Below are 23,038 nucleotides of genomic sequence, written 5' to 3'. Positions count from 1 at the left end.
GACCGTCTAGATTTTGAAACGCATCTTTTCTACAGGGCGCCGCCGATCACCTCGTCGACGTACCCCTCCGCCTCGGCCCGCAGCAGCCCATGCGCCTCCAGGAACAGCTCGTGGGCGACCCTGCCGACCCAGCCCTCGGGCAGCAGCTCGGGCGGCAGGTCGGGGTCCCGGAAGGGAAACAGGCGGTAGTCGTGGATCAGGCGCATGCGCTCGACCAACGCGTCCCGGCCGCGCAGCCCATCCGCGCGATACCCGGCGAGGCGCGGCCGGTACCGGTCGAGCAGCTCGGTGTACTCCTTGTTCAGGGCCGCCAGGTCCCAGGAGCGCGCCGCCATGTCCCGGTCGGCCGCCGCCCCCTCGGAGCGGGCGTGCAGCGCGTCGATCCGCGCCGCGGGCTGGTCGGCGAAGCTCTCCCTGACCTCGGCGATCCGGTCGTGCGGGCTGATCCACACGGAGGCCGAGAGCAGGCCGAAGCCCAGCCAGGACAGCTTCTTGCGCAGTTGCTCGCGCAGCGCCCGGTCGGCCTCGGGCACCGAGTAGATGACCATGTGCCACTGCCCGTCCCACGGGCCGGGCGCGCGCCGGAAGATCCGCTCCCGGCCCTCGTCGAGCAGTTTCCAGGAGGCGTCGGTGAGGGCGTAGACGGTCTCCCTGCCCTCACGGCGACTCTCCAGCCAGCCCTCCTTGCGCATCCGGGCGGCGACCACCCGCACCGTGCTCTCCGGGATGTCGAAGCAGTCCATCAGCGCGACCAGGGAGCGCAGCCGGACGTCGCCGCCCCGGTAGCGCAGATAGTCGCCGAACAGGTCGAAGACCAGCGACCGCGGTTTCACAAGCACCTCCCGGGCCCTGCCGGACCCCACCCCTATACGTGTCAACTACTTGACGATCGTCTCACAGTCGACCGATATTTCACCCGTACGACGGCCGTCTCCATGACGGCACCTTTCACGTCACGCACCCAGCGTCGAAGGAGACGCAATGACGGAGACCTTCGTCCTCATATCCGGCGCCTGCCACAGCGGCTGGACCTGGCGCCTGGTGGCCGAGCGGCTGCGCACCGCCGGTCACCGCGTCCTGGCCCCGGACCTGCCCGGCCTCGCCGACGGCGACGACCCGCGCCGGCACAGCCTGGCGGACGTCGGCGACTTTGTCGTCGACCTCGTCGAACGGCACGACCTGCGGGACGTCACCCTGGTCGGGCACAGCTGGGGCGGCTACCCGCTCACCGCGGCGGCACCGCGCCTCGCGCCGCGCCTGCGCAAGCTCGTCTACTGGAGTGCGTTCGTTCCCGCTCAGGACCGGTCCCTGATGGACGAGGTCCCGCCGCACTACGCCGACATGTTCCGGCAGCTCGCCGCCGCATCCGGCAACGACAGCATCGTCTTCCCCTACGAGGTCTTCACTTCGGCCTTCATGCAGGACGGCGACGAGAGCACCCAGCGCCTGGTCCACGGTCTGCTGGTGCCGCAGCCCCTGCGCTACTTCACCGAGACCGTCACCCCGGTCGACCCGGCCGCGCTCGGCGTCCCCGCCTCCTACGTGGTCGGCACCGAGGACCTGGCCCTGCCTCCCGGCGAGTACGGCTGGACCCCCCGCTTCCCCCAGCGCCTCGGCCCGGACACCCCGGTCATCGAGTACGCCGGCACCCACGAGGCCCAGTTCACCCGCCCCGACGAGCTGACGGCGGCCCTGCTCAAGGCATGACCCGGCCGGGAAGCCGCTCAAGGGTGACCCGCCAGAGACGAACCGACCGCCCCCTCCGCGTCCTGCGCGGCGGGGGCGGTCTGCGTGTTCTCGGCACAGCCGCGCTCAGGCTCGCACGGCCATCGCATCCGTCGAGGGAGCGGCGGCGGCCCGCGCACCCCTGGGAAGCAGGAACACCATGAGCGACCCCGCTGCCGCCGGTATGGCGAAGGCGTAGAAGTTCCACTCCACGGGCAGGTCGGACGCGAGCAGGATGCCGCCGAACGTCGGGCCGACGACGGCGCCGAGCCGTCCGATACCCAGCGTCCAGCCCAGCGCGGTCGCACGGACCTCGGGCGGGAAGTGCATGGCGACGTACGCGTTGACCATGATCTGGGTGCCGATGGTGCCGAACCCTGCGACCGCCACCAGGGCGTACATCACCGGCGCCGCCATGGGCGAGCTCAGCAGGTAGATGGAGACGGCGGCGGCCACGAACGTCACCGCGGTGACCGGCTTCATGCCCAGCCTGTCACCGACCGGCGCTACCAGAACGGAACCGACCGCGGCGCCCACGTTCATCATCACCAGGAACAGCAGCGAACTGGAGAGCGGATAGCCGGCCGACTTCATGATCTGCGGCAGCCAGGTGTTGAGCCCGTACACGAGCAGCAGGCCGAAGAAGCTGGTGACCGCGAAGAGTACGGCGGGCACGAGGTGGCGCCTGGTGAACAGGGCCGCGACACCGCGCTTCGACTTCTGCGTACGGCCGCGGGCGGCCAGGTAGCTCTCGGACTCCGGCAGGTACCGCCACAGCAGCGGGACGACGGTCACGAGGGGCAGCGCGCCGAGCCAGAACATGATCCGGAAGCCGAACTCCGGCAGCAGCGCCAGGGCCAGTACGGCGGAGAGGATCCCGCCCACCGAGTAGCCGGAGAACATCAGCGCGTTGTTGAGACTGCGCCGGTGCGGGGCCGAGTACTCGGCGGTCAGGGCGATCGCGGTGGGCATCACACCACCGAGGCCGAGCCCGCCGAGCAGGCGGAACAGGCCGAAGAGCTCGGCGCTCGGTGCCAGCGCACAGGCCGCCATGGTCAGCGAGAACCAGCTCACGCTGATCAGCAGCACCTTCCGCCGGCCGACCAGGTCGGTCACGGCACCCGCGACCAGCGCGCCGACCAGCATGCCGATGAGGGCGTAGCTGCCGATCAGTCCGGCGTCGGTGGGCGTCAGGCCCCAGGGTTCGTAGCGCAGCAGGGCCGGCACCACGGCCCCGTAGACGATGAGGTCGTAACCGTCGAACAAGATCACCGCAAAACACAGCGCCAGAACCGTGAGTTCACTGCGGCGTCGAGAACTTCCGGGAGTTCCAGCCCCTCCGGATCTTCCGGATCCTCCGGAACGGACGTCTGCTGGCTTCATCGCCATCACCACCCTGTGCGATTCCTTGCGCGGCGCTTCACCGGCACTCAGAGAGGGAGTATGTGTCATATAAAAAACGAGCGTCAATTGTTTGTAACGCATCAGTTGCCGTGACTCACCTACGCAGCAGGTGAGAGCCATTGTTTCGTAACATGTGCCGATCGCCCGTCGCTCATCTGGCAGGTTCCGTACATGGCGGAGATGCCGCTCTCGGCGAACCGGCAGTCGTCCAGCAGCGCGGCGACGAAGGTCCACGGCAGCCAACGGTCATCCCGAAACGATCAGGCGGCAGGGCGTCGGCGAACGCCTCCGTCGCGTCGAAGCCGAAGCGCTTGACGATCGACCCCAAGCCGAACGAGAACTCCTCTCGCGCGGGATCATCGAGCAGGGACAGTGCCCCGATCGACACCCAGCTACCGGCACATGCCCGGCAGTGGACACACACGGTCGGATACCGGCCGCCCCCCACCCCACCTGGCGCACCCTGCGGGCCGGGCGTCAGCAAGGCGTACAACCCCGAGACGATGGACCCGATCGCGATCTTCGAGAAGGCCAAGGCGCAAGCGGCCCGACATGGCTGTCGAGTCCCTCGAACGTGCCCATCGGTGGCCGCCCAGCGTCCATCCCCAACCGCAGCGGTCGTGCCCCACCGCCTGCCCCGGTGATGCCGGCCATCTCCGCATCAGACTTCAGGCCAACATCCGGATCATTCCCGGGCCTTCGACCCGTCGGCCAGACTGGCTACCGCGCCGAACCTGCCCACCAAACGGTCCAGCTTTCTGAACGACGCTGAAAGACTCGTCCGCGCAGGTCAGAGACCAAAAGCCGCATCGCGGCAGGTCAGCGCCACCCGGTGGACAACTTCAAGAAGATCTCGTCGTGGGCGGCGATCCTGTTCGCTCCGACGCTGGTCGGGACGATCTGCGGGATGAACTTCAGGCACATGCCGGAGTTGCACTGGGTGCTCGGATATCCCTTCGCAACCGCCCTGATGGGGGTCGTTTGCGCCAGTCTGTACGTCATCTTCAAGCGGCGGGACTGGCCCTGAGTAATCGCCCTGGAGGGCTGTTGTCCTGAGCGCGTGCAGCCCCGATCGCAGAAGTGGACGACGCGTTTGAGGCCGCTGGGGAGAATCTGGGGAGATGAGCCGCGCTCCGTTCGGGGCGGTCTCCTGCGGTCGTGGGTGTTGGCGTGCGAGGGCACTGCTGTCGGCCTTGGTCACTGCGGCCGGCGTCCAGGACTCCATCGCTGGCACTCGCCTGCTCGACCAGGTCACCGCCGACCACCCCACGATCCGCAAGACCTGGGTGGACGGCGGCTACCGCAAGCACTTCGTCGAACACGCCGCCACCCTCGGCATCGACATGGAAATCAACGCCCGCAAGCCCGGGACCAAGAGATTCACTCCGATACCAAAACGTTGGGCGGTAGAGCGAACCTACGGCTGGCTCATGCTCCACCGTCGCCTGGCACGCGACTACGAGACCCTCCCAACCCGCTCCGAAGCCCTGATCCACCTCGCCATGACCGACCTGAAACAACGGGAGGAATCGACCTCTCAGAGGGCGACTCAGAAGTGAAAAAGGACCACCCAGGCCGCCGCGATTCCCCGGATTCCGGTGAGCGCCTTGATCATCGGACGACCCGGTATGGTGCCGGCCTCAGGCATGAGTCATTCCTTCACCGGTTGCGCCCGATGGGTAGGGCATTTTCAAGAACGGTCCGAGTCGTTGATCCGGTGCACCAGGTCGAGAACCGACGCCACACCGTCCGGGCCGCCGACGGACAACCCGATCTCGAACTTGCGAACGCCGCGCGACCGCAGAGTCTCGATCCTGGCCTGTACGTCCGCCTCGCTACCAGCGATGAGGAACCGGTCGCTCAGGTAGTCCCAGACCCCGAGGTCCATCGCGGCCTCGATGTACTCCTGCCTTCGCGCAGTCGACTGGTGTCCATGCTGTGAGAGGTCGTACAGCTCGCCGAGCTTCCTGACCCCCTCCTGGAACTCGGCCGGGACGAGCTTCGACGACATGCCGAATCTGGCGAAGTGGTGTGACAGGGACGCCACGATCCAACCGGCGTCGGTCACCGCGCGATCCGAGTCGCTGTTGATGCTGATCGCGCCGGTGTTCCAGACGAGGTCGATGGCGTCGGGATCCCGGTTCGCCTGCTCGGCCCCTCGCCGCACCACGCTCATCACTTCACGGACGACGTCCTCGCTGTAGCCGAGCCCGATGAAGATACCGTCCGCCGTCTGGGCGGCCAGTTCGAGCGATCTCAGCCCGTGAGCCGCCAGGTAGACGGGCACTCTCACGCCCGATTCCCGCTTCAGCCGCAGATCCGCGTCGTGCCAGCGAGCCCGGCCGTCACGTAGCAGATCCCGGACACACGTCACGTACTCCCGGAGGTCCCGCAGCGTCGCCGCGCGCTGCGCCAGGTTGTACACCCCGCTGTCGCCCGTGCCCATTCCGAGGAACACACCGCCTTGAGCGACTTCGGAGAGGCTTGCGACCGCTCGCGCAGTCACCACCGGGTGCCGGGTCACCGGATTGGTGACCGCGACCCCGATGGGCACCGTCGAAACGCACTGTGACAACACCCCGAGCGTGGTCCAGCAGTCCGGGACCCCGGCCGGTGAGTCCCACACCCCGATCTGGGCCGCGCCGTGTGACTCCGCCCGTATGGCCGCCGCGACCGCCTCCGCCACAGATGCCGCGCCGATGTTGACCTCGATCTCGATCGGATGGCGCTTGGCCTTCACTGGCAGACCTCCTTGTGTGTGTCGGGTCCCGCCAGCCGTACGTAGCGCCGAAGGTGACGAATAAGCGGGCCACTCTCCTCCGTGGCCGGTGCGACCCGGTCGACTCGGGAGACCACGATGCCGTGGTCCCCAGCTCGGTACTCGTCCGTCACGGTACATTCCAACCAGGTCAACGCGCCGTGCAGCACGGGCATCCCGTCGGCCGAAGGCATCCAAGCGACGTCGTCGGACTTCTCCGTGCCCCCGTTGGAGAGCCGCACGGACACGCCGTGTTGGTCCTCACTGAGGATGTTGATGCAGATGCCGTCGGCCGCACGCATCCGTCGCATGCACTGGGATGAAGCAACGGGAGGAAACGACCTCTGAGAGTGGCGGCCAGTTCACCACTGCGCTTCTCCCATATCCGCACGCTCAGCGAGGCCCGGCCGGTGTGCACGGACCACCAGCGGCCTCCCTCTCGGCCTCTACAGAGCGGTTCACCCGCGCGGTGCGGGAGGCTCGCCGCCTTCTTCCAGCAGCGGGGCAGGCTCCAGGAACTCGCAGGCCGTGTCGCAGAGCCTGAGCCACCGGTGGCCCGATCCTGGCGTCAGGCCGGTGGACAGCAGCCGCAGTTGGTCCATCCGCACCTTGACCGGGTCCGGTAGGGATGCGGGCAGGGCGGCGAACATCTGCATGTCCTGCTGCCGCCGCAGAACGGCTGCCGCGGCCGGGCACCAGGTTCCGGGCAAACCGGCAGCCGACTCATCGGCTGTGGCGAGCAGTGCCGCGAGGACCACGCTCTCGACCTGGGCGAGAAAAGTGACCTGTTCGACGTCCCAGGTGTGCAGGCGCTGGCCGAGCCGACGGGCGAAGACGGGGTCGGCCGGGCGAGTGCGCATCACCTCGCCGGCGAGTCGGTCCGCTGCAGTGATCGGATCAGCCGTCATCGGTGGTCCTCTCCCGTGGCTGGTGCGGGCTCACAGCTCAGCACTGCTTTCGTTGACCGTGCCGGCGGCGGGCACTTGTGCTGCCGGGAGCTCGTGGCCGCAGTCGTCCATTGGTCCGGCCCGGGGGGAGGTGGCTCAAGGTCGACCTCGCTGGCGCAGGCGTCGGGGGCACTCGGAACGCAGCCACAGCGCCTCCCTTGGCATACCGGTTGACGTCGTCATCTGGTCGACGACAACGACGGAGCCTGGACTGCACATGCCACATAGGGCGGAAGGTGCCGTTCAGCCCTCACTATGCCCAAATAGTGCATAGAGCACCGGCGTTGTCCGGCCACAGTCCCCGCGCCACGTACGCGGCAAGACGACGTGCTGCGGCACACGGTGACCGCCGACTTCAGCGGCCACCCGTTACGTGACCCGGTACCGGACCACACCCGAGGACCTCGCCGGGCGCGAGCAGTCGCCCCTCATCCCTGCCCCAGGGGGGTGGTCGAACACGATCTCGTGGTCCTTCGCGGCGCGGGTGCGCCAGTCCAGGACCTGCTCACGGGTCAGCTCCTCGAGGACCAGCTCCTGGTCGTCGTCGTCGATGTCGGCGGTCTCCGTTTACGGCCTGGGTTTCCCCGTCCCGCGCCAGTCGCTGGGAGCCGTGCGGCACACTTCTGAAGCAGGGCAGCAGCGCGTACGGCGGCGCCCGGCCATCTCCTTGTTCAGGACTACGAATCGACGAGGTAGGCCTTCTCCCCCATCATCGGCGGCGCGTCAGCCGGCCCCGCTGCTGCCCGCCGTGCTCGGCATCCTCCTCATCACGCTGTCCTGGCCGGACGGCGGACGACTCGCCGTCGTGACCGCCTCCTTCTTCCTGGGCGTGCCGTATGCGGTACGCCTGGTCGCCGGCGCGGCCGCGCCCGTGGCCGCCTCCGGGTACGTGGAGGCAGCGGCCATCGGCGGGGAGCGGCTGTGGTGTCTCGTGGTCCGGGAGGTGCTGCCCAACCTGCGTGCGACGCTGCTCGCGCTGTTCGGGCTGCGGTTCGTGGCGGCCGTGTACCTCGTGGCCACCGCCGGCTTCCTCCAGGTCGGCCCTCAACCACCAGCCGCTGACTGGGCCCGGAAGCAGGCTGGGCGTCGTCGGTGCCTCCGGGTCCGGCAAGACGACCCTGCTGCGCGCCCTGGTGGGCCTCCACGTCCCGACCGCCGGCCGCATCGAGCTGGAGGGCACCGGCCTCGCCCCCACAGCCCACCGCCGCTCCCGCGACCAGCGCCGCCGCCTCCAGCTCGTACCGCAGGACCCGCTCGGCACGCTCAACCCCAGCCGCACGGTCGGAGCGGCCCTGCGCCGCCCCCTCCTGCTGCACCGCCGGTCGGGTCGGGCCGAGGCCCCGGGCCGGGTCCTGGAACTCCTGGAACAGGTCGGCCTGCCCGCTGCCTTCGCCGACCGCTACCCACACGAGCTCTCCGGCGGACAACGCCAACGCGTGTCCATAGCCCGTGCGCTGGCAGCCGACCCCGACGTCCTGATCTGCGACGAGGTCACCTCCGCACTCGACGCGGACGCCGCTGTCGCCGTCATGGACGTGCTGACGGAACTCCGCGACCGGCGCGACCTGTCACTGATCCTCGTCAGCCACGACCTGCACCTGGTCGCGGACCGAACGGACTCCGTCGTCGTGATGTCCGAAGGACGCATCGTCGATTCGGGCCCCACCACACAGCTGTTCAGCGCACCCACACACCCGGTGACCGCCGCGCTGTCCGCAGCAACGTGCGCACCGTCATCCGCCTCTCCCCACCCTGGGGACGTGGTGGAACTGCCCTCCGGAGCCCGCTACGAGATCGGCAGCGGCATACCAGAGCGTTCAACCGATCGGTTGAACCGAATTTCCACCTCCAGCACGCCTCAAGGCTCCGTCCGGGCGACGCGAAGTCCCTCTCGACCTCGCCAGACTGACGATCGGCCATGGCGCCAGAGCCTTGTACGCCACCCCCCATCAGAGAGGTCTCCTCAGCGTGTCCAGCTTCTTCAGCAGACGAAGTGTCCTCGCCACCGGAGCCGGGGCCGCCCTCGGTCTCGGTGCGATAGGCGCCACCGCGAACTCCGCCTCGGCCGCCCCGGCCGCCGCCTCACGGCACTCCGCCGGGCGCGAGGAGACCCGCACGCTCGACGAGCTCTACCAGGCGGCTCTCAAGGAGGGCGGGAAGCTCGTCCTCTACGCCGGCGGCGACACCCCCACCCAGCAGGACGGCACCAAGGCGGCCTTCAAGGCCCGCTTCCCGGACATCGACCTGACGCTGATCGTGGACTACAGCAAGTACCACGACGTCCGTGTCGACAACCAGTTCGCGACCGACACCCTCGTCCCCGACGTCGTACAGCTGCAGACCCTGCAGGACTTCGTCCGCTGGAAGCAGCAGGGCCGACTGCTGCACTACAAGCCGGCCGGGTTCTCGAAGCTGTACGACGGGTTCAGGGACCCGCAGGGGGCCTGGGTCGCCGTCTCGGCGATCGCGTTCAGCTTCCTGTACGGCACGGCCGCCGTGGGCTCGGACACCCCGCGCAGCCCGCTCGACCTGGTCGACCCCAAGTGGAAGGGCAAGATCGCCTCGTCGTACCCGCACGACGACGACGCCGTCCTCTACCTCTACGCGCTGTACGCCCGCACCTACGGCTGGGACTGGGTGGCAAGGCTCGCCGCCCAGGACGTGCGGTTCGCGCGGGGCAGCAACACCCCGGGGCAGGCCGTCTTCGGCGGGCAGAAGGCGATCGGCGTGGGCACCGCGGGCTCGGTGGTCCCCTCGTCGTCTCCCGCGAAGTTCGTGATCGCCGACGGGCACCCGTTCATGGCCTGGGGCCAGCGCGCGGCCATCCTCAAGCAGGCCGCGAACCCGACGGCCGCCAAGCTGTATCTCAACTGGCAGCTGTCCACCGAGACGCAGAAGAACTCCTTCAACGGCTGGTCGGTGCGCACCGACATCACGCCCCCGGCCGGGCTGAAGCCGATCTGGGAGTACCCCAACGCCCACCTGGACGGCTTCCCGAAGTTCATGGCCGACCGCGCCGAGGTCGAGCGCTGGAAGCAGACCTTCGCCCTCTACTTCGGCGAGGTCAAGGGCGACCCCACCCCCGGCTGGCTCGGACTGCACCCCGGAGCCTGACCCCGACCACCACTCCTCACATCAGTCATACAGGCGGTGGATAGACTCGGACGCCCTGTCCCGATGGATCTTTCGTCCAGGGGGTTCGTCGTGTCCGACCACCGCCCCGCCCGCACTCCCGCGCCGGCCCGGGGCGAGATTTTCGCCCTGCGGCACGTCCCGCACCTCGTGTTCTTCGTCGTCGTCGGCGCCGCGCTGGTCCGGCTCGCCTCGCTGAACATCTCGCTGTGCTGGGAGATCGTGGCCGGCAGCGGGCTGCTCGCCACGACGTACGCGGCCGGGCTCGCGCTGTGGAGAAGACTGGGTCCGCCGGCCCGGCACCTCTGGGTCGCGACCCTGCTGGTGCTGTGGGCGGTGCTCGTGTTGCGCACCCCGCCGTTCCTGACCAACGCCTACGTCTGGTGCGCCGTACCGCTGGCGTGTGCGGCTCTGCGCGCACTCGGACAGCGGGCGGCCGGGGTCGCGGTGGCCGCCATCACGTTCGTGCTGGTCGGTCAACTGACCCGCAGCATCGGCGGGTTCGACCCGGAGCTGGTGCTGATCCCGGTGACGGCCGTCTGGGGCACCGTGACCCTGTACCGGGGGCAGCAGCGCGAGGCCGCCGAGCGTCAGCGTCTGGTCGAGGAGTTGCGCAGCACACGGGACGTGCTGGCCCGGGAACAGCGCCGGGCCGGCGTCCTGGCGGAACGCGCGCGCATCGCCCGTGACCTGCACGACACGCTCGCCCAGGACCTGTCCAGCGGTGTCATGCTGCTGCAGGCCGCCCAGCGGGACTGGGAGGAGCGGCCGGACATGGCGCGTACGCGGGTGCGCGCGGTGACCGACGGCCTGGACGCCGGTCTCGCCGAGACCCGGCGGATCATCCGGGACCTCACCCCGTCCACGGTCGCGGAGGCCGGCTTGGAGGGCTCCCTGCGCCTGCTGTGCACCCGCGCGCAGGAGGACGGAACGGCACAGCGCGTGCAGTTCCGCTCGGCCGGAACCCAGCGCGCCGACCTGGACGAGCAGGCCGCCGCCGCACTGTTCCGCCTGGCGCAGAGCATGCTGGCCAACGTTCGCGAACACGCGCGCGCCACCCATCTGCTGGTGACCCTGCGTCATCACCCGGACCGCGTCGAACTCGACGTGTGCGACAACGGTGTCGGCTTCGGGCACCTTCCCGCCGACGGCGCGTGCCGTTCCGGCCGGGGCTTCGGCCTGCCGGCGGCCCGGGCGCGGCTGCACGAGTACGGCGGTGAGCTCGATGTCGACAGCGCACCCGGCCGGGGCACCCGGATCCGGGCCACCGTCCCCGCCCGGCCGCGGTCGGGCTCTCTCGCGCCCTTGGCCGAGGCGGTCCGATGACGGCCTCCGGGCTGCGCCTGCTGATCGCCGACGACCACGTCGTCGTACGAGCCGGTCTGCGGGCCCTCCTCGACGGCGAGGCCGATCTGGAGGTGATCGCCGAGGCGGGCAGCGGCGAGGAGGCCGTCAGCCTCGCTCTCGACCTGGCACCCGACGTCGTACTGATGGACCTCCGGTTCGGGGGCGGCAACCACGGGATCGACGGCATCGACGGCGTCGAAGCGGTACGCCGGCTCGCCGCCGAGGCTCCGGGGACACCGGTGGTGATGCTGACCAGCTACGCCGGACTCGCCGACGTCGTACGCGCGCTGGAGGCAGGCGCACGCGGCTACGCGCTCAAGGCGGGGCCGCCCGAGGACCTCTTCCGGGCCGTACGCAGCGCGGCGGCCGGCGGCATGGGCCTGGCGCCGGGGATCGTGGGCGACCTCGTCGGCCAAGTGGTCAGCCCGGCACCGGAGTTGACCGGGCGCGAGCGGCAGGTCGTCCGGCTGATGGCGGACGGGCACAGCAACCGTTCCATCGCCGAGTCGCTGTTCCTCACCGAGGCGACCGTCAAGACACACCTGGTGCGCATCTACCGGAAGCTCGGCGTCGACAACAGGGCGGCGGCCGTCTCCGAAGCGGTCCGCCGCGGTCTGCTGGAACTCACGTAGCGGTCACGCCCGGGAGCCGCGCCCGGCGTCGAGTCCGGCGACCGCTACGAGGTGCTGATCGCCGCCGGAGCGTACGTGCCGGTTCGCCCAGCCGGGCGGTAGTACTGGGCGGTAGTGCCGGGCGACGGCAGGGCGGGTCGGTCATGGCGGAAGCGGGCGACAGGCGGGCCGAGGAGCCGTCGCTGGGCGGTCCGGTCGTCCCGGCCCTTGCCCAGCTGCTCCAAGACGGAGCGCCGCGTGCCCGGCCTGCGCCGCAGTGAGGTCGCAGCCCTGGCCGACGTCAGCGTCGAGCCGCCCCCGCGCCGCTTCCCCGCCGGGCATTCGTCCGGGGAGCGACGCAGGGGACCGGGGGCCGCCTCGGCCTGGTGCGGCCTGGTGCGGCCTCAGCCGACCTTGAGCTGATCCGTGCCGTGCCCGATGTGTGCGACGACGAGTCCGGCGACTGACACCTCGGCGTACTCGGCGGTGTGGTGGCGGAAGATGCCACCGGCGTCCGGGCCCTGCTTGGCCTCGACCGTCCACCGCAGCTCGTGGAAGAAGAACCAGTCGTCGAAGTGCCGGGCGACGACCTCGATGCCGCGGACGCAGTAGTGGGCGTAGAAGTCCTGGAGGTGCGCCCGCAGGTCGTCCGCGGTGTGCAGGTTGGCCAGGGTCCCGGTCTGTGTCACATAGTCGCGGACGCCCGTCTGGATCTCGGGGTGGGCCTTCTCGACGATCGTGTCGATGTCACCCTCGCGGTACGCGTCGAGCAGCGTCGCGTGCAGCTCCGCCACCGCGAACCGGCTGGCCAGCGCCCCGTTGGCCGGGTCGCCCGGCAGACTGTCCTGTTGCGTGCGGCCCCAGAACAGCTCACCGGTGATGCCCTCGGAGCCCATGGTCGGGAAGAGGACGATGACCGGGCGCTCGCTCTCCGCGCCGGTCTGCTTCTCGCGGCCCCGGCCGAGACCGCTGACGAAGGTGTACCAGGAGGAGTTGATCTCCGCGACGGGGCGGATCGCCACCACGGCGGCGAACCGGTGCATGCTGCGGTAGCTGTTCTCGATGGCCTCGTACGTGGTGACGATGCGCTGGGTCGGGAGTTCGTGCCCCTCCTCGACCTGCGGTACGACGGTGTACGCGTAGGGGCCGCTCGGCGCCAGCGTCGCCAGGATGTCCTCGACGACGTCGACGTACTCGGCATGGACGTGCTTCCACGAGGTTGCCGCGCTCTGCACCTGCAGATCCGACGTGATGAGCAGTTCCTCGACCTTGGCCCGGTCTTTCATGCGCTTCCTCCTTCTGAGGCCGGGAGACCCGGATGGGTTGGGGGGGGAGACGCACACATGGAATCGGGCCGGGCTGACGGATACCGGTCGCGTTCCCGACAGAAGGCCGACGTGAGGCGGATCACGCAATCGAAGGTGGGCGACCCCAGGGGCACAGATTGCTTAAGTCAACCAATCTTTATTATGGTTGCGTAAATCAAGTAATCCCCCCGCTCCGACGGAGGCTGTTCCATGTCCGACGCCCTTGCCCCACATGCCGAAGCCGGGCCTTTTGCCCCGCCGAGGCCGAACACCGTGGTGGCGGTTCTGGCCTTCGCCGGCATCGCGGTCTCGCTGATGCAGACCCTCGTCATCCCGATCGTCCCCGCGCTGCCGAAGTACCTGAACGCCTCGGCGTCGAACACCGCCTGGGCGGTCACCGCCACGTTGCTGGCGGCAGCGGTCGCCACGCCGGTCGTCGGCCGCCTCGGTGACATGTTCGGCAAGCGGCGCATGCTCCTGGTCAGCCTCGTGCTGCTGGTGTCCGGTTCGGTCGTCTGCGCTCTGAGCGATTCGCTCGTCCCGATGATCGTCGGCCGTGCCCTGCAGGGTCTGGCGGCGGCTGTCGTCCCGCTCGGCATCAGCATCATGCGTGACGTACTGCCGGCCGAGCGGCTCGCCGGATCCACCGCGATGATGAGTGCCTCGCTCGGCGTCGGCGGCGCGCTCGGCCTGCCCTCGGCCGCGTTCATCGCCGACAACTTCGACTGGCACGTGCTGTTCTGGACCTCCGCCACCCTCGGCGTCCTCGCCCTCGCGTTCGTCCTGCTGGTCGTGCCCGAGTCGAAGGTCCGCACCGGCGGCAGCTTCGACCTGCTCGGCGCGCTCGGCCTGTCCGCCGCGCTGGTGTCCCTGCTGCTGGCCATCTCCAAGGGGGCCGACTGGGGCTGGACCGGCGGTACCACCCTCGGCCTCTTCGCCGCCGCCGTCGTGGTCTTCGTGATGTGGGGCCGGTACGAGCTGCGCACGGCCCAGCCGCTCGTGGACCTGCGCACCACCGCCCGCCGCCAGGTGCTGTTCACCAACCTCGCCTCGGTCGCGCTCGGCTTCTCGATGTTCGCGATGTCGCTCGTCCTGCCGCAGGTCCTCCAGCTGCCCGAGCAGACCGGCTACGGCCTCGGCAGGTCCATGCTGGCGGTCGGCCTGATCCTCGCCCCGCAGGGCCTGGTGATGATGACCATGTCCGCCGTCTCCGCGCCCATCACCAAGGCGAAGGGCCCGAAGATCACACTGATGATCGGCGCGGTCGTCGTGGCCGCGGGCTACAGCCTGAGCACCGTGCTGATGTCCGAGGTCTGGCACTTCACGCTGGTCGCCTGCATCATCGGCGGCGGCATCGGCTTCGCCTACGGCGCCATGCCCGCCCTGATCATGGGCGCGGTACCGGCGTCCGAGACGGCCGCCGCCAACAGCCTCAACACCCTGATGCGGTCGATGGGTACGTCGTTCGCCAGCGCCGTCGCCGGCGTCATCCTGGCCCAGATGACCACCGACTTCGGCGGCCACCCGCTGCCCTCCGAAACCGGCTTCAAGGTGGTCATGGTCATCGGTGCCGGTGCCGCCCTCCTCTCCTTCTTCCTGGCCTCCTTCCTCCCGCGTCACCGGGCCGCCACCGCGCAGCCTCAGGCGAGCGAAGGCTCTGCCGAGCCGACCGGGGTCTCGGGGGTCAAGTCCTAGTCACCGCGAACGTGCGGGGCTGGGCCGGGCCGGGCCGCCTGGTGTCGACGGCCCGGCCCAGTCGTGCGCAACGTGGCTACCGTTCCCGTGCTCGGGGGGACGGCGAGCGAAGCTTCCGTCAGTCGCCCCGCACAGCCGCGTAGACACCCCCGTCGACGAGGATGTCTATGCCGGTGAGGAAGTCGGCCTCCTCCGACACCATGAAGGCGGCCACGGCGGCGACGTCCTCCGAGCGGCCGGTGCGGCCGAGTGGCGTGCGCTCGATGAGCTGCTGCATCGAGGCGTGCTTGGCCGCCTCCTGCCGACCCTGCGGGGTGTCGATGACGCCCGGGGAGAGGGAACATGCCCGGGCGCCCACAGGGCCGAGCCGCACCGCTTCCTTGCGTGCGAAGCGGTGTACGCCGTGCTTGGCCCAGGGGTATGCCAGGGCCGTGTTCTCGACGTCGGGGCCGAGCGCGTCGCGGATCCGGTCGAGGAAGTCCGGTGCCAGTGGGTCGTCGAGGATCGCGGCGACGGCCGGATCGGGGGCGATGCGCGCGAGCATCGGCGACATCGAGGCGAAGTAGACCATCGCCGTCCCGGTGGTGGCCAGCGGACGCAGGGCCTCGGCGAGGAGTGCCGTGCCGATGAGGTCGACCTCGAAGATGCGCTTCCAGTCGGCCATGGTGGGCGAGATGCCGGCGGCGTGCACGACGGCCCGCAGCCTGCCGCGTTCCGCCACCCGGTCGGCGAGGCGGGCCAGGCCGTCCCGGTCGGTGACGTCCAGCCCGAACGGCTCGGCCACCGCCCGGTGTCCGGCCTCGTCGAGGTCCTCAGCGACGGCTGCGACGGCCCTCTCGTCACGGTCGACGAGCAGCAGCACGTCCACCTGGTCGGCGAGTCGCCGCGCGCACGCCTCGCCCATTCCGCGTCCGGCGCCGGTGGCGATACCTACGGTTGTCATGGTGCATTGCTCCTTACGAAGGTGGGGTGCGGTGACCGGGCAGGGCGGTCAGGCCCAGATCCGTTCCAGGGACGGCCGGGCTTTACGGTCGACCAGTTCGACCCGGAAGCCGCGCGCACTGCGCAGGAAGGCGAAGAACAGGGCGCCGTCGGGCCCCTTGCGGGTCGCCTCGATCACCCAGCCGTGCCGTTCGAGTTCGGCGGTGTCCGCCGAGACGTCGTCGGACCAGTAGCCGAAGTGGTGGATGCCGGAGCCCGGCGTCGGCTCCCACAGGGTGCCGGGCACCTTGCGGACGATCTCCACCCTCGGCGACGTCCTGGAGTACACGCAGGCGAAGTCGATGACAGCGGCCCCGGTCGGCAGCTCGACCTCGGTCGCCGCGCCCATCGCCTGGGTCCACTCGAAGCCGAACAGCGACGAGAGCTGCGCCTGGGTCGCTTCGAAGTCCTCGGCGACGATGCCTACATGGAACTGGTCCTCGGGCCTCAGCATGAAGCCTCCTCAGTCGGCTCGTTGGGTGAGCTCATGCAAGCGAGGCGGGCCGACAGGTTCCGGACGCGTTCCCGACATCAAACCGACGTGACCCAGGTCACGCCTGATGCCCCAGCCAGTAGCCGAACCCCCTGCGCGTGTGGATCAGCTCGGGACCCTCTTCGTCGACCTTGTTCCGCAGGCGCTCCACGAGCTTCTCAATGGCCTGCCCGGCCCGGAACTCGCCCCAGACGTGCCGGCTGATCTGCTCCTTCGACAGCACCCGCCCCGCGTTCGCCAGCAGATGCCGCAGCAGCCGGTACTCGGCGGGGGTGAGGCCGAGCGGCCTGCGGCCACGGGTGGCACGGCAGGTGGTGTCGTCCAGGACCAGATCGCCGTAGCGAGGCGTGTGCGCGTGATGCTCGTTGTCGCGGTCGCGGTCGCCGTCGCGCAGCAGGCCCTGGACCCTGGCGAGAACCTCAGTGAGACGGAGTGGCTTGGTGACGTAGTCCTCGACGCCCGGAGTGAGTTCGGAAACGAGGTCGGCCAACTCGTCGCAGGCCGCCAGGAAAAGGAGCCGGGGCCGGTCCGCCGGCAGTACGCGGCGGCCCTGGGCGAAGCGGGCGTTGTCCGGCAGGCCGGCATCCCAGACCACCAGGTCGAACCTGTGATCCGCGAGCCTCATCATCCCTTCGATGGCGGTGGCCGCCGCGACGGCCCGGTAGCCCACCAGCTCCAGGGTGCTGGTGAGCAGCCTGCCGTCCGCCCGGTCACCACTGACCACCAGAATCTGCTGCCCCTGCCCGCGGAGCGGCGACTGTCGTCCGGTGAGACTTGGGTCCACGACAGGCCACCCGATGAATAGATTGCGTAACTTAAGTAATATAAACGTCAGCGATGCGCTGCCGCCAGTATTGCCTTCGCCGCACTTCATTGCAACGCACCATTGCATTCAGTTCAGCGTCATTGCATCAATTTTCCGGGCTTCACCTGGGTGAATGCCCTTCGATCCATTGACGCCTTTCTGAACGCAACGTAGCTTTCGAGCATCGTCAAACACGTCATATCGCGAACGGGGAATGGTCATGGGTGAATCCGTCCACACCGTCACGACGCTGCCGACCGCGCGCCGGCCCGGCTGCCCCTTCGACCCGCCGGCAGAGCTGATCGACGCGCGTCGGCACGGCCCCATCAGCCGCTACACCCACCCCGGCGGAAAACCCGGCTGGCTGATCACCGGATACGACCTCGTCAGGTCGGTCCTGGCCGACTCACGGTTCAGCTCGCGCAAGGAGCTCATGAACGTCGTCGACTTCGAGCTTCCCCCGGCGCCGCCCGGCGAGTTCCTCCTCATGGACGAGCCACAGCACGGGCGCTATCGGAAGCCGCTGGTGGGCAAGTTCACCGTGCGGCGGATGCGACTGCTCACCGAGCGCATCGAGCAGATCACCGCCGACTGTCTGGATGCCATGGAGAAGGCCGGGCCGCCTACGGACCTGGTGACCGCGTTCGCCAAGCCCATCCCCACCATCGTGATCTGCGAGTTACTGGGGGTGCCGTACCAGGACCGGGGCTCCTTCCAGGAGCAGATCGACGCGTTCATGGGCGGGGCGACGAGCGACGAGGAGCTGATAGCGGCCTACACGGCGACCCAGGAGTACCTCGCGGAGCTGGTGGCCGCCAAGCGCGCGAACCCCACCGACGACGTGCTCAGCGAACTCACCGACAGCGATCTGACCGACGAGGAGCTGAAGGGGATCAGCCTGATCCTGTTGGCGGCCGGGTTCGACACCACCGCGAACATGCTGGCTCTCGGCACCTTCGCGCTGCTGCAGAACCCGGCGCAACTGGCCGCGCTGCGCGCCGACCCCGCGCTCACCGACGGGGCCGTGGAAGAGCTGCTGCGGTATCTGAGCGTCGCCAAGACGTTCATGAGGACGGCGCTGGAGGACGTCGAGGTGGGCGGCCAGACCATCAAGGCGGGCACGACGGTCGTCCTGTCGTACAACACCGCCAACCGCGACCCCGAGCGCTTCACCGACCCCCATGCGCTCGACCTCCGCAGGCAGGACGCGGGCGGGCACCTGGCCTTCAGTCACGGCATCCACCAGTGCCTGGGGCAGCAGCTGGCCCGCGTCGAGATGCGGGTCGCGTTCCGCGCGCTGGTCGACCGCTTCCCCACGCTGCGCCTGGCCGTACCGGCCGAAGAAGTCGGCCTGCGCCCGGAGACCGCGGACATCTACGGGGTGAAGAGTCTCCCGGTCACCTGGGACAGGGAGGAGGCATGAGGGAGACGCGCCTGCGCATCGACCGTGAGCGCTGCATCGGCGCCGGGATGTGCGCGCTGACCGCTCCCGAGGTCTTCGACCAGGATCCCGAGGACGGCCTCGTGCTCCTGCTGCACGCCGAGCCGCCCACCGCCCATCGCGCCGCCGCGCAGATGGCCGCCGGCGTCTGCCCCTCCGGGGCGATCACCCTCCACGAGCCGGAAGCCGGCGGCTCCTAGCGCCGGGACGACCACAGCCGGACCGACACCACCGGACCGAGAGCCCCTCGCCGCGCGTCGGTGGGGGCTCTCGTGTGAACGGCGCGTGGCGCGGGAGTTCGCAGCCGTACCGCGCGATGCGTGCCGGTCCTGAGAGTGCCGGCCCTCAGGACGTGGCCGCCGCCGGCAGGTCCGGCTGCTGCGGCCGCCGCTGCGGTGCCGTCCGTACGGCGAGCACCATGGTGAGGCCGCCGCCGGGCGTGTCCTCGGCGTGCAGCGTGGCGCCGATGGCCTCGGCGAAGCCGCGTGCGACCGCCAGGCCGAGGCCGACGCCGACACCGCGGGGCGAGTCCCCGTACCGCTGGAAGGGTTCGAAGATGCGGTCCTTGGCCTCGTCCGGGACACCTGGCCCGCGGTCGACGACCCGCACCTCGACGCGGTCGGCGAGGGCGCTCGCCGACACCAGGACCTTCTCGTCCGGCGGGCTGTACTTGACGGCGTTCTCGACGACGTTGGCGACGGCCCGCTCCAGCAGCCCCCGATCCACGTGGACCATGGGCAGCGTCTCGGGGATGTCCAGGTGGACGCTGTCCTCGGGCACCCCGCCGAGCGCCATGGGCACGACCTCGTCGAGGTCGGTCTCGCGGATGACGGGGGTGACGGTGCCGGTCTGCAGGCGGGACATGTCCAGCAGGTTGCCGACGAGGTGGTCGAGGCGGTCGGCGCCCTCCTCGATGGCCTCCAGCAGTTCCGCCTGGTCCTCTTCGGACCACTCGACGTCGTCGGAGCGCAGCGAGGACACGGCAGCCTTGATTCCGGCGAGCGGGGTGCGCAGGTCGTGGCTGACGGCGGCGAGCAGCGCGGTGCGCATGCGGTTGCCCTCGGCCAGTTCCTTGGCACGGTCGGCCTCGCGCAGCAGGCGCTGGCGGTCCAGTACGACGGCGGCCTGCGCGGCGAACGCGGCCAGCACCCGGCGGTCGGCGGCGGGCAGCACCCGGCCGCGCAGGGACAGGGCCATGTGGTCGCCGACCGGTACGTCGACGTCCGCGTCCTCGGGAATCTCTGCAGGCCGGGGTCCCACACTGCCGGCGCACGTCCAGGGATCCGTCTCACCTGTCCGCTCCAGCAGCGCCACCGACTCCATGCCGAAGGTCTCGCGGACCCGCTCCAGCAGCGCCTCCAACGTGGTTTCGCCGCGCAGGACGTTGCCCGCGAGGAACGAGAGGATCTCCGACTCGGCGCGCAGCCGCGCCGCCTGGTGGGTGCGCCGGGCCGCCAGGTCCACCACCGAGGCGACGGACACGGCGACCCCGACGAAGATCGCGATGGCGACGATGTTCTTCGGGTCGGCGATCGTCAGGGTGTGGACGGGCGGGGTGAAGAACCAGTTGAGCAGCAGGGAGCCCACCACCGCGGAGGCCAGCGCCGGGAAGAGCCCGCCCAGCAGGGCCGCCGCCACCGTCAGGGTGAGGAACAGCAGCATGTCGTTGGCGAGGCCGACGTCCGGGCTGACGCCGGCGAGGAGCCAGGTGAGGAGGGCGGGGCCGAGTACGCCCACGGCCCAGCCCCAGATGACCCGGGAGCGCCCGAGGCGGGCTCCCGGCGCCACCGGCAGTCCGCGGCCCTTGCCTGCCTCGTCGTGCGTGATGAGGTGCACGTCGAGGTCGGGACCGGACTCGCGGGCGACCGTGGCGCCGACTCCCGGTCCGAACGCGTACTGCCAGCTCCTGCGCCGGGAGACGCCCAGCACGATCTGGGTGGCGTTCACACCCCGGGAGAAGTCGAGCAGTGCGGCCGGTATGTCGTCGCCGACGACCTGGTGGAAGGAGCCGCCGAGGTCCTCGACCAGGGTTCGCTGGACGGCCAGTTCCTTCGGGGAGGCGGCGGTGAGGCCGTCGCTGCGGGAGATGTAGACGGCGAGCACCTCGCCGCCGGCGCCCTTCTCCGCCAGGCGCGCCGCCCGACGGATCAGGGTGCGCCCCTCGGGACCGCCGGTCAGGCCGACGACGATCCGTTCGCGCGAGCCCCAGATGGTCGAGACCCGGTGCTCGCTGCGGTACTCGGTCAGGTACGCGTCGACCCGGTCGGCCACCCACAGCAGCGCCAGTTCGCGCAGGGCGGTGAGGTTGCCCGGCCGGAAGTAGTTGGAGAGGGCCGCGTCGACCTTGTCCGGCTTGTAGATGTTGCCGTGGGCCATACGGCGGCGCAGCGCCTCCGGTGACATGTCGACCAGCTCGATCTGGTCGGCACGCCGTACGACCTCGTCGGGGACGGTCTCGCGCTGCCGCACCCCGGTGATCGACTCGACCACGTCACCCAGCGACTCCAAGTGCTGGATGTTCACGGTGGAGACGACGTCGATCCCGGCGGCGAGCAGTTCCTCGACGTCCTGCCAGCGCTTGGTGTTGCGGGAGCCGGGGACGTTGGTGTGGGCGAGCTCGTCGACCAGGGCGACGGCGGGGGCACGCCGCAGGACGGCGTCCACGTCCATCTCGGTGAAGACGCTGTCCCGGTACACGATCTCCCGGCGCGGCACCTGTTCCAGGCCGTGCAGCATCACCTCGGTGCGTGGCCGGTGGTGGTGCTCCACGAAGGCGACCACGCAGTCGGTGCCCCGCTCGATACGGCGGTGTGCCTCCGACAGCATGCCGTAGGTCTTGCCGACGCCGGGTGCCGCGCCGAGGTAGATCCGGAGCTTGCCGCGTGCCATGTCGTCCCTCGGTCAGGCTTCGAAGCGGTAGCCCATGCCGGGCTCGGTGATCAGATAGCGGGGGTGGGAGGGGTCCGTCTCCAATTTGCGGCGCAGCTGGGCCATGTACACGCGCAGGTAGTTGGTCTTGTTGCTCTGTGAGACGCCCCAGACCTCCTGGAGGAGGTGCTTCTGTGTGATCAGCCGGCCGGGGTTGGTCACCAGGATCTCCAGCAGGTGCCACTCGGTCGGGGTCAGCCGCACGTCCCGCCCGTCCCGGACGACCTTCTTGGCGAGCAGGTCGATGCTGAAATCCGCCGTATCGACCAGCGTCGTCTCGGGGACGAGCGGCGCGTCCTCGGTACGGCGGACGGCGGCCCGCAGGCGGGCCAGCAACTCGTCCATGCTGAACGGCTTGGTGATGTAGTCGTCGGCGCCGGCGTCGAGCGCGGCCACCTTCTCGTCGGACCCCTGCCGGGCGGACAGGACCAGGATCGGCACCCGGCTCCAGCCCCGAAGGCCCTTGATGATGTCGACGCCGTCCATGTCGGGCAGGCCGAGGTCGAGCAGGACCACGTCGGGCTGACGCGCGGCGGCGAGCCGGAGGGCCGTGGCCCCGTCGGGAGCCGCATCCACGCCGTAGTGACGTGCCTGCAGGTTGATGACGAGGGCCCGTACGAGCTGCGGGTCGTCCTCCACCACGAGCACCCGGGTCATGGGTGTGTGCCTTTCCTGTCGTCTGTCCGGCCGGGGAGCGCCGAACGTGAGGCAACCGACGTCATGACTGCGGGAGTTGACGGCATCGGGACGCCTCCCGGCCGCCAACTCCCGCTCGTGTCGCGTCATCCCGTCAGTGCTTCGCCGTAAGGTCCTTGAGCGCGATGTTGAGTTCGAGGACGTTCACGCGGGGCTCGCCGATGAAGCCGAGGGTGCGGCCCTCGGTGTGGTCCTTGACCAGCTTCTCCACCTGGGCGGCGGACAGGCCGTTCTTCGCGGCGACGCGGTGGGCCTGGAGTTCGGCGTAGGCCGGGGAGATGTCCGGGTCCAGGCCGGAGGCGGAGGAGGTCACCGCGTCCGCGGGGACGTCCGACGGCCTGACGGTGTAGCCGGACACGGAGTTGTCCTTCACGACCGCGGCCTTGGCGTCCTCGACCTGCCTGATCAGATCCTTGTTGTCGGCGGACAGGTTGGTGGCGCCGGACAGCAGCAACTTGTACTGCGTGTTGATGCTGTTGGCGCCGAGCCCGTTCGCCGGACGGCCCTGGAACCACTTCAGGTCCGCGTCCGGGGTCTCCTGGCCCTTCTTCAGGGGCAGGTTGTACGACTGCCCGATCAGGGACGAGCCGACGACCTTGCCGTCCACCTCGATCTGGGAGCCGTTCGCCTTGTTGTGGAACAGCCCCTGGGCGATCCCGGTGATCACCAGCGGATAGATGACGCCGGTCACCAGGGTCAGCACCAGGAGGGCTCGCAGGCCCGCCCCCAGCAACCGGGCGGTGTTCGTAACCGAGTTGTTCATGATGG

The 23,038-nt window shown here is 69.8% G+C and carries 19 protein-coding genes and 4 pseudogenes; 11 read left to right on the top strand and 12 right to left on the bottom strand.

The window, feature by feature from the left end; translation table 11 throughout:
• Window positions 1-29 precede the first annotated feature (29 nt).
• A complete protein-coding gene (locus PBV52_RS38985) occupies window positions 30-833 on the bottom strand; it encodes a PaaX family transcriptional regulator C-terminal domain-containing protein (RefSeq protein WP_274245232.1) in 804 nt (267 codons plus the stop codon).
• Between the two features lie 148 nt (window positions 834-981).
• On the opposite strand from PBV52_RS38985, the gene PBV52_RS38980 reads away from it, so the two are divergent.
• Window positions 982-1,707 carry an alpha/beta fold hydrolase gene (locus tag PBV52_RS38980; RefSeq protein ID WP_274245230.1) on the top strand — a complete coding sequence of 242 codons (726 nt, stop codon included), beginning with the start codon at window positions 982-984 and terminating at the stop codon, window positions 1,705-1,707.
• Window positions 1,708-1,812: 105 nt separating this feature from the next.
• Here PBV52_RS38980 and PBV52_RS38975 read toward each other — a convergent pair whose 3' ends face one another.
• Entirely contained in the window at window positions 1,813-2,997 is a 1,185-nt protein-coding gene (locus tag PBV52_RS38975) for an aromatic acid/H+ symport family MFS transporter (protein WP_274245227.1), read from the bottom strand.
• 973 nt (window positions 2,998-3,970) lie between these two features.
• On the opposite strand from PBV52_RS38975, the pseudogene PBV52_RS38970 reads away from it, so the two are divergent.
• Together PBV52_RS38970 and PBV52_RS38965 are read left to right on the top strand one after the other, a co-directional pair.
• Window positions 3,971-4,156 (top strand): annotated as a pseudogene (locus PBV52_RS38970) (CorA family divalent cation transporter); the annotation flags it as partial.
• A gap of 154 nt (window positions 4,157-4,310) precedes the next feature.
• Window positions 4,311-4,688: pseudogene (locus PBV52_RS38965) on the top strand (transposase); the annotation flags it as partial.
• Between the two features lie 131 nt (window positions 4,689-4,819).
• On the opposite strand, the gene PBV52_RS38960 reads toward PBV52_RS38965, so the two are convergent.
• From PBV52_RS38960 to PBV52_RS38950, 3 genes are all read right to left on the bottom strand, one after another.
• Complete coding sequence (locus PBV52_RS38960; protein WP_274245226.1) at window positions 4,820-5,869, bottom strand: LLM class flavin-dependent oxidoreductase; 1,050 nt, start codon at window positions 5,867-5,869, stop codon at window positions 4,820-4,822.
• Window positions 5,866-6,198 carry a flavin reductase family protein gene (locus tag PBV52_RS38955; protein WP_274245224.1) on the bottom strand — a complete coding sequence of 111 codons (333 nt, stop codon included), beginning with the start codon at window positions 6,196-6,198 and terminating at the stop codon, window positions 5,866-5,868. The genes PBV52_RS38960 and PBV52_RS38955 overlap by 4 nt, the downstream gene beginning before the upstream one ends.
• 147 nt (window positions 6,199-6,345) lie before the next feature.
• Window positions 6,346-6,795, bottom strand: a complete 450-nt coding sequence (locus PBV52_RS38950; RefSeq protein WP_274245222.1) for a hypothetical protein — start codon at window positions 6,793-6,795, stop codon at window positions 6,346-6,348.
• A gap of 775 nt (window positions 6,796-7,570) precedes the next feature.
• Between PBV52_RS38950 and PBV52_RS38945 the strand changes: the two are divergent.
• From PBV52_RS38945 to PBV52_RS38925, 5 genes and pseudogenes are all read left to right on the top strand, one after another.
• Window positions 7,571-7,903 (top strand): annotated as a pseudogene (locus PBV52_RS38945) (ABC transporter permease subunit); the annotation flags it as partial.
• A pseudogene (locus tag PBV52_RS51465) lies at window positions 7,794-8,273 on the top strand (ATP-binding cassette domain-containing protein); the annotation flags it as partial. The pseudogenes PBV52_RS38945 and PBV52_RS51465, both read left to right, overlap by 110 nt.
• Before the next feature lie 529 nt (window positions 8,274-8,802).
• Window positions 8,803-9,948 (top strand): ABC transporter substrate-binding protein, encoded by a 1,146-nt coding sequence (locus tag PBV52_RS38935; protein WP_274245220.1) that lies wholly within the window; start codon window positions 8,803-8,805, stop codon window positions 9,946-9,948.
• 90 nt (window positions 9,949-10,038) lie between these two features.
• Entirely contained in the window at window positions 10,039-11,292 is a 1,254-nt protein-coding gene (locus tag PBV52_RS38930; protein ID WP_274245219.1) for a sensor histidine kinase, read from the top strand.
• Window positions 11,289-11,945 carry a response regulator transcription factor gene (locus PBV52_RS38925; RefSeq protein ID WP_274245217.1) on the top strand — a complete coding sequence of 219 codons (657 nt, stop codon included), beginning with the start codon at window positions 11,289-11,291 and terminating at the stop codon, window positions 11,943-11,945. Before PBV52_RS38930 ends, PBV52_RS38925 begins: the two co-directional genes overlap by 4 nt.
• A gap of 383 nt (window positions 11,946-12,328) precedes the next feature.
• Here the strand turns inward: PBV52_RS38925 and PBV52_RS38920 are convergent, their stop codons facing one another.
• On the bottom strand, window positions 12,329-13,210 hold the full coding sequence (locus tag PBV52_RS38920; protein WP_274245215.1) for a hypothetical protein: 882 nt from the start codon (window positions 13,208-13,210) through the stop codon (window positions 12,329-12,331).
• 231 nt (window positions 13,211-13,441) lie between these two features.
• On the opposite strand from PBV52_RS38920, the gene PBV52_RS38915 reads away from it, so the two are divergent.
• Window positions 13,442-14,926, top strand: coding sequence for an MFS transporter (locus PBV52_RS38915; RefSeq protein WP_274245213.1), 1,485 nt, complete (start codon window positions 13,442-13,444; stop codon window positions 14,924-14,926).
• Window positions 14,927-15,044: 118 nt separating this feature from the next.
• Here PBV52_RS38915 and PBV52_RS38910 read toward each other — a convergent pair whose 3' ends face one another.
• The 3 genes from PBV52_RS38910 to PBV52_RS38900 form a co-directional block, all read right to left on the bottom strand.
• Complete coding sequence (locus PBV52_RS38910; RefSeq protein WP_274245211.1) at window positions 15,045-15,869, bottom strand: SDR family oxidoreductase; 825 nt, start codon at window positions 15,867-15,869, stop codon at window positions 15,045-15,047.
• A gap of 48 nt (window positions 15,870-15,917) precedes the next feature.
• Entirely contained in the window at window positions 15,918-16,361 is a 444-nt protein-coding gene (locus PBV52_RS38905; protein WP_274245209.1) for a VOC family protein, read from the bottom strand.
• 97 nt (window positions 16,362-16,458) lie between these two features.
• Window positions 16,459-17,184: a response regulator transcription factor gene (locus PBV52_RS38900; RefSeq protein WP_274245207.1), complete on the bottom strand. Its 726-nt coding sequence runs from the start codon at window positions 17,182-17,184 to the stop codon at window positions 16,459-16,461.
• Window positions 17,185-17,425: 241 nt separating this feature from the next.
• Between PBV52_RS38900 and PBV52_RS38895 the strand changes: the two genes are divergently transcribed.
• Window positions 17,426-18,628: a cytochrome P450 gene (locus PBV52_RS38895; protein ID WP_274245205.1), complete on the top strand. Its 1,203-nt coding sequence runs from the start codon at window positions 17,426-17,428 to the stop codon at window positions 18,626-18,628.
• Window positions 18,625-18,846: a ferredoxin gene (locus PBV52_RS38890; protein ID WP_274245203.1), complete on the top strand. Its 222-nt coding sequence runs from the start codon at window positions 18,625-18,627 to the stop codon at window positions 18,844-18,846. Before PBV52_RS38895 ends, PBV52_RS38890 begins: the two co-directional genes overlap by 4 nt.
• A 145-nt stretch (window positions 18,847-18,991) precedes the next feature.
• Here the strand turns inward: PBV52_RS38890 and PBV52_RS38885 are convergent, their stop codons facing one another.
• The 3 genes from PBV52_RS38885 to PBV52_RS38875 all read right to left on the bottom strand — a co-directional run bounded on the left by PBV52_RS38885 (window position 18,992) and on the right by PBV52_RS38875 (window position 23,033).
• A complete protein-coding gene (locus PBV52_RS38885) occupies window positions 18,992-21,535 on the bottom strand; it encodes a sensor histidine kinase KdpD (protein ID WP_274245200.1) in 2,544 nt (847 codons plus the stop codon).
• 12 nt (window positions 21,536-21,547) lie between these two features.
• The gene (locus PBV52_RS38880; protein ID WP_274245198.1) at window positions 21,548-22,231 is read right to left on the bottom strand and encodes a response regulator; all 684 of its coding nucleotides are present in this window, start codon (window positions 22,229-22,231) and stop codon (window positions 21,548-21,550) included.
• A gap of 133 nt (window positions 22,232-22,364) precedes the next feature.
• On the bottom strand, window positions 22,365-23,033 hold the full coding sequence (locus tag PBV52_RS38875) for a potassium-transporting ATPase subunit C (protein ID WP_274245196.1): 669 nt from the start codon (window positions 23,031-23,033) through the stop codon (window positions 22,365-22,367).
• Between the last annotated feature and the right edge of the window lie 5 nt (window positions 23,034-23,038).

Origin of the sequence: Streptomyces sp. T12 (assembly GCF_028736035.1) — a bacterium.
Lineage (GTDB): Bacteria > Actinomycetota > Actinomycetes > Streptomycetales > Streptomycetaceae > Streptomyces.
The sequence above is the reverse complement of the archived record's forward strand: the minus strand, read 5'-3'. Positions and strand labels throughout refer to the sequence as shown.